6 protein-coding genes and 1 pseudogene are annotated in these 4,746 nt (G+C 70.2%); 4 read left to right on the top strand and 3 right to left on the bottom strand.

What is annotated here, in order from left to right; translation table 11 throughout:
* Window positions 1-791 (bottom strand): L-histidine N(alpha)-methyltransferase (gene egtD / locus VNT50_RS12690; RefSeq protein WP_325485471.1); only part of this gene is annotated, 791 nt, incomplete at its 3' end.
* On the bottom strand, window positions 791-1,885 hold the full coding sequence (locus VNT50_RS12685) for an SUMF1/EgtB/PvdO family nonheme iron enzyme (protein ID WP_325485470.1): 1,095 nt from the start codon (window positions 1,883-1,885) through the stop codon (window positions 791-793). The genes VNT50_RS12685 and egtD, both read right to left, overlap by 1 nt.
* Before the next feature lie 123 nt (window positions 1,886-2,008).
* On the opposite strand from VNT50_RS12685, the gene VNT50_RS12680 reads away from it, so the two are divergent.
* The 4 genes and pseudogenes from VNT50_RS12680 (at window position 2,009) to VNT50_RS12665 (ending at window position 4,539) form a co-directional block, all read left to right on the top strand.
* Entirely contained in the window at window positions 2,009-2,146 is a 138-nt protein-coding gene (locus VNT50_RS12680; protein ID WP_325485469.1) for a hypothetical protein, read from the top strand.
* A gap of 30 nt (window positions 2,147-2,176) precedes the next feature.
* Window positions 2,177-3,118 (top strand): annotated as a pseudogene (locus VNT50_RS12675) (MMPL family transporter); the annotation flags it as partial.
* A gap of 69 nt (window positions 3,119-3,187) precedes the next feature.
* Window positions 3,188-4,204 carry an MMPL family transporter gene (locus VNT50_RS12670; RefSeq protein WP_325485472.1) on the top strand — a complete coding sequence of 339 codons (1,017 nt, stop codon included), beginning with the start codon at window positions 3,188-3,190 and terminating at the stop codon, window positions 4,202-4,204.
* Window positions 4,205-4,254: 50 nt separating this feature from the next.
* Window positions 4,255-4,539, top strand: a complete 285-nt coding sequence (locus VNT50_RS12665) for a GlsB/YeaQ/YmgE family stress response membrane protein (RefSeq protein WP_325485468.1) — start codon at window positions 4,255-4,257, stop codon at window positions 4,537-4,539.
* Here the strand turns inward: VNT50_RS12665 and VNT50_RS12660 are convergent.
* Window positions 4,536-4,746: VOC family protein (locus VNT50_RS12660; RefSeq protein ID WP_325485467.1), on the bottom strand; the 211-nt coding region annotated here is incomplete at its 5' end. The two genes, VNT50_RS12665 and VNT50_RS12660, sit on opposite strands and share 4 nt — an antisense overlap.

Here is a 4,746-nt window from a genome sequence, read left to right as displayed (position 1 = left end):
GCGCGCAGGCGCATCTCGATCCACTCGCGCTCGCGATCGAAGAACGCGACGTGCTCGAAGGCGTCGACGTCGAAGTCGGCGTCGAGCTCGCGGTTGATCACCCGCAGGACGTTGCGGTTGAACTCGGCGGTCACGCCGGCCGAGTCGTCGTAGGCGGCCTCGATGGTCGCGGGGTCCTTGACCAGATCGGTGCCGAGCAGCAGGTGGTCGACGCCGGGGCGCAGCAGCTTGGCGAGGCCGCGCAGGAAGCGCCGGCGCGAGCCAGGGGTGAAGTTGCCGATCGTGCCGCCGAGGAAGGCGAGCACGCGCGGGCCGTCGGGCGGCGGCACGTGGTTCAGATGGCGCTCGAAGTCGCCGACGATCCCGTGCACGCGCAGGCCGGGGAACTCGTCGACGAGCGCGTCGGCGCAGTCGAGCACCATCGCCTCGGTGACGTCGACGGGCACGTAGCGGCGCAGCGTCCCGGCCTCGGCCATCGCGGCCAGCAGCAGGCGCGTCTTGGCCGCGGTGCCCGATCCGAGCTCGACGAGCTCGGCGGCGCCCGTCGCCGCCACGATGTCGGCGCTGCGCCGCTCGAGGATCGCCCGCTCGGCCCGCGTCGGGTAGTACTCGGGCAGCTCGCAGATGCGGTCGAAGAGCTCGGCGCCGGCGGCGTCGTAGAAGTGCTTGGGCGGCAGCTCCTTGAAGGGCCGCGTCAGCCCGTCGAGCACGTCGTCGGCGAGCGCCCGCTCCTCGCCCGGGCCGACGTAGGACTCGACCAGGATGGCCTCGGTGTTCAGCAGTGCCTGCATTAGTTCACCTCGGGGTCGGCAGCCAGGCGCACGCCGGCGAAGATCTGGCGGCGCTGGGGGAGGTCCCAGTTGCGGAAGGTCGTCGTCGCGAGTCGCGAGTCGGTGGCCCACGAGCCGCCGCGCAGCACGCGGTAGCTGCGGCCGAAGAAGACCTCGGAGTACTCGCGGTACGGATGCGCGACGAAGCCGGGGTAGCCGCCGAACCAGCTCGACGTCCACTCCCACACCTGCCCAACCGCTTGGAGGGGATCCGTCCCCTGACTCCAGGTCGCCGCCCTCTCCCACTCGGCCTCGGTGGGGAGGCGCCCTCCGCTCCATCGGGCGAAGGCGTCGGCCTCGAACCAGGAGACGTGGCACACCGGTGCGTCCGGGTGCCCCGCCTCTGCATCTGGACAGTGCGTGATGTCGTAGTCCTCCTTCCACGCCCAGCCCTCGTCGCTCCACCACTCGCGGCGCTGGTAGCCGCCGCCCTCGGTGAAGGACAGCCACGTTCCGTTGGTCACCGGCCGGCGCGCGATGCGGAAGGCGCCGACCTCGACGTCGTGGCGCGGACGCTCGTTGTCGTAGGAGAACGCCCCGTCGGGCGCGCCCATCGCGAAGGCGCCGGCGGGAACGTCGAGCCAGCCGTCGGGGCCGGTGAGCGGGTCGAGGTGCGGCTCGCCGGGCGCGAGCAGCCCGCCCAGGCGCATGGCCTGGCGCATCGTCTCGGTGTGCTGCAGCTCGTGGCGCGCGACCATCTCGTGCAGGACGCCATCGGGACCGCGGCCGTTGATCGCCTGCAGCGTGCGGTCGCGCACGTCGCGCAGGTACTCGCGCGCGCCCGGAGCGTCGAGCAGCTCGATCTCCCCGCGCACGGAGCGCGGGGTCTCGAAGGCGTCGTAGCGCGCGGCCAGGTCGGGGTGCAGCAGCGCCTCGCCGGCGTAGCGGTGCACGAGCCAGAGATCCTCGTAGGCGGCGATGTGGGCCAGGTCCCAGACGAGCGGGCTCATCAACGGGTCGACCTGGCGCTCGAGATCGGCGTCGTCGAGGTGCGCGACCAGCGCGAGAGTGCGCGCACGGACCTGCGTGAGAGCTTCGACGGAGGTGAGGGACATCTCGGCTCGCGGTACGAGTCCAGGCTACCGGCGGTTCATCACGCGCCCAGTGGGGCTACCCCCACCTTCAAGACGCCGGTCCGCCGGATGGCGCAGTTCGGGCCACGCGACCACCCTTCTCGCATGCACTCGAACTCGTTCGCGGCGCGCGCCGGACGCTGGAGCGCGAAGAACCGCAAGAAGGCGATCTGGGGCTGGCTGGCCTTCGTCCTCATCGCCGTCGTCATCGGCAACGTCGTTGGAATGAAGGACACGTCATAGGACTCCGGCGCCGGCGACTCGGGCCGCGCCGAGCGGATCATCGACGACCACTTCCCCAAGGAGGCCGAGGAGAACGTCCTCGTTCAAGCGCCCACGGGCGGCAAGGCGACCGACCCAGCCGTCCGCAAGGCGGTCGCCGACGTGATGGCCGCCGTGGACGACAAGCGGGGCGTGACCGAGGTCCAGCCGCCCTACGCCAAGGGCAACGAGGGACAGATCTCCGAGGACGGGCGGTCGGTGCTCGTCCAGTTCAAGATCAAGGGCGACGACGACCAGACGGCGAACCTGATCGACCCGATCGTCGCGTCCGTTGATCATGCGAAGGCCGCCAATCAGGCCGTGTTCGTCGGTCAGTTCGGCGACGCGAGCGCCAACAAGGCGATCGAGAAGGCCTTCAGCGACGACTTCAAGAAGGCGGAGATGCTGTCTCTGCCGATCACCCTGCTGATCCTCGTCGTTGCGTTCGGTGCGCTCGTGGCGGCCGGCGTGCCGCTGCTGCTGGGGTTGAGCGCGGTGATGGCGACGCTCGGGCTCGTCGCGATCCCGAGCCACTTCATCCCGATGGACGACACGGTCAGCTCGGTGGTGCTGCTCATCGGCTTGGCGGTCGGCGTCGACTACACGCTGTTCTACCTGCGCCGGGAGCGTGAGGAGAAGCGCCGCGGGGCCGGCAAGCTCGAAGCCGTCCACACGGCGGCTGCGACGTCGGGCCGCGCCATCCTGGTCTCCGGCATCACGGTGATCGTCGCGATGGCCGGCATGTTCTTCGCCGGCGACAACACGTTCACCGCGATCGCCGTCGGCACGATCATGGTCGTCGCGATCGCGATGATCGGCTCGGTGACGGTCGTCCCGGCCGTGCTGGCGTGGCTCGGCGACCGGATCGACAAGGGCCGCGTGCCGTTCCTGCACCGGCGGATGAACCGCGGCGGCGAGGGCGGCGTGTGGAGCTGGGTGCTCGACAAGGCGCTGCGCCGGCCCGTGCTCGCGGCGGTCACCTCGGCGGGTGTGCTCGTCGTCCTCGCCCTGCCGGTCTTCGGCATGCACACGGTGCTGACCGGCACCGACGACCTCCCGCGCAAGCTCGAGGTCATGAAGGTCTACGACCGCATGCAGGCCGCCTTCCCCGGTGGGCAGATCCCGGCGGTCGTCGTCGTGCAGGCCGATGACGTCACCACCCCGCAGATCGCCGCCGCCACGAAGCAGCTGGGCGAGCGCGCGTTCGCGACGGGCAAGATGAACGGACCGCTCGACGTCACGGTGAGCCCCGACAAGCGGGTGGCGACCATCGACATCCCGATGAAGGGCGACGGCACCGACAAGGCGTCCGAGGACGCGCTCGCCGCTCTGCGCGGCGGGGGCATCGTCGACGCGACGGTCGGCTCGGCGTCCGGGGTGCAGCACGCATACGTGACCGGCATGGCCGCGGGCACGCACGACTTCAACGACCTGATGAAGTCCAACGCGCCGATCGTGTTCGCCTTCGTCCTGTCGTTGGCGTTCCTGCTGCTGCTGGTGACGTTCCGTTCGATCGTCATCCCGATCACGGCGATCGCCCTGAACCTGCTGTCGGTCGGCGCCGCCTACGGGGTGCTCACCTGGGTCTTCCAGGACGGCCACCTCGAGGGCCTGCTGGACTTCCAGTCCAACGGCGGCATCGTCAGCTGGCTCCCGCTGTTCCTGTTCGTCGTCCTCTTCGGGCTGTCGATGGACTACCACGTGTTCATCCTCAGCCGGATCCGTGAGGCCTTCGATCGCGGCATGAAGACCGAGGATGCGGTGGCCCACGGCATCAGGGCCACGGCCGGCACGGTGACGAGCGCAGCGATCGTGATGGTCGCGGTGTTCGCGATCTTCGCGACGCTCAGCACGCTCGACATGAAGCAGCTCGGCGTCGGGCTGGCCGTGGCGATCTTCCTCGATGCCACCATCGTCCGCGGCGTGCTGCTGCCGGCGACGATGAAGCTCCTGGGCAAGTGGAACTGGTACCTGCCCAAGGGCCTGCACTGGCTGCCCAAGGTCAGCCACGAGCCGAGCGCGGAGCCCGCCAAGGCGTAAGGCGCGTCGACTTCACCCGCTGAGGGCCGGACGAGGTATACCGTCGGGACATGAGTGTTCTCGTCTACCTCGTCGTCCTGGCCTTCAGCGGGTTGATCGTCGGGGCGCTCGCGCGGCTGGCGCTCCCCGGCCCCGACCCGATGGGGATCGGCATGACGATCCTCATCGGCCTCGCCGGCTCGTTCCTCGGCGGCCTGGTGATGCTGGCGATCACCGGCGGGCGCAACGCCGGCGGGATCGTCGTCTCGGTCGCCGGCGCGACGCTGATCGTCTACCTGATCCGCCGCCGCCGCGGCGGGAGCATCACCGACCCGGGCCTCGGCCCACGACGCTAGGCGCGCCCCGCGGGCGGGGCGATCGCGGCGGCGTCGGTGACCATGACGCAGTAGCCGTCTGGGTCATCGATGCGGAACTGGCGGTCAGGCCCTGGCGCTCCCGGTGCGATTGGGCCCGGCTCGCATCCTGCTTGCGCCAATTGCTCGTGCAGCTCTTCCAGTTCGTGCGCGTACACGTAGAACAGCACCGCCTGCTGTGATGCGACG

Source organism: Microbacterium sp., from assembly GCF_035554235.1.
Classification (GTDB): Bacteria; Actinomycetota; Actinomycetes; order Actinomycetales; family Microbacteriaceae; genus Microbacterium.
This window is presented reverse-complemented; position numbering and strand designations above follow the sequence as displayed.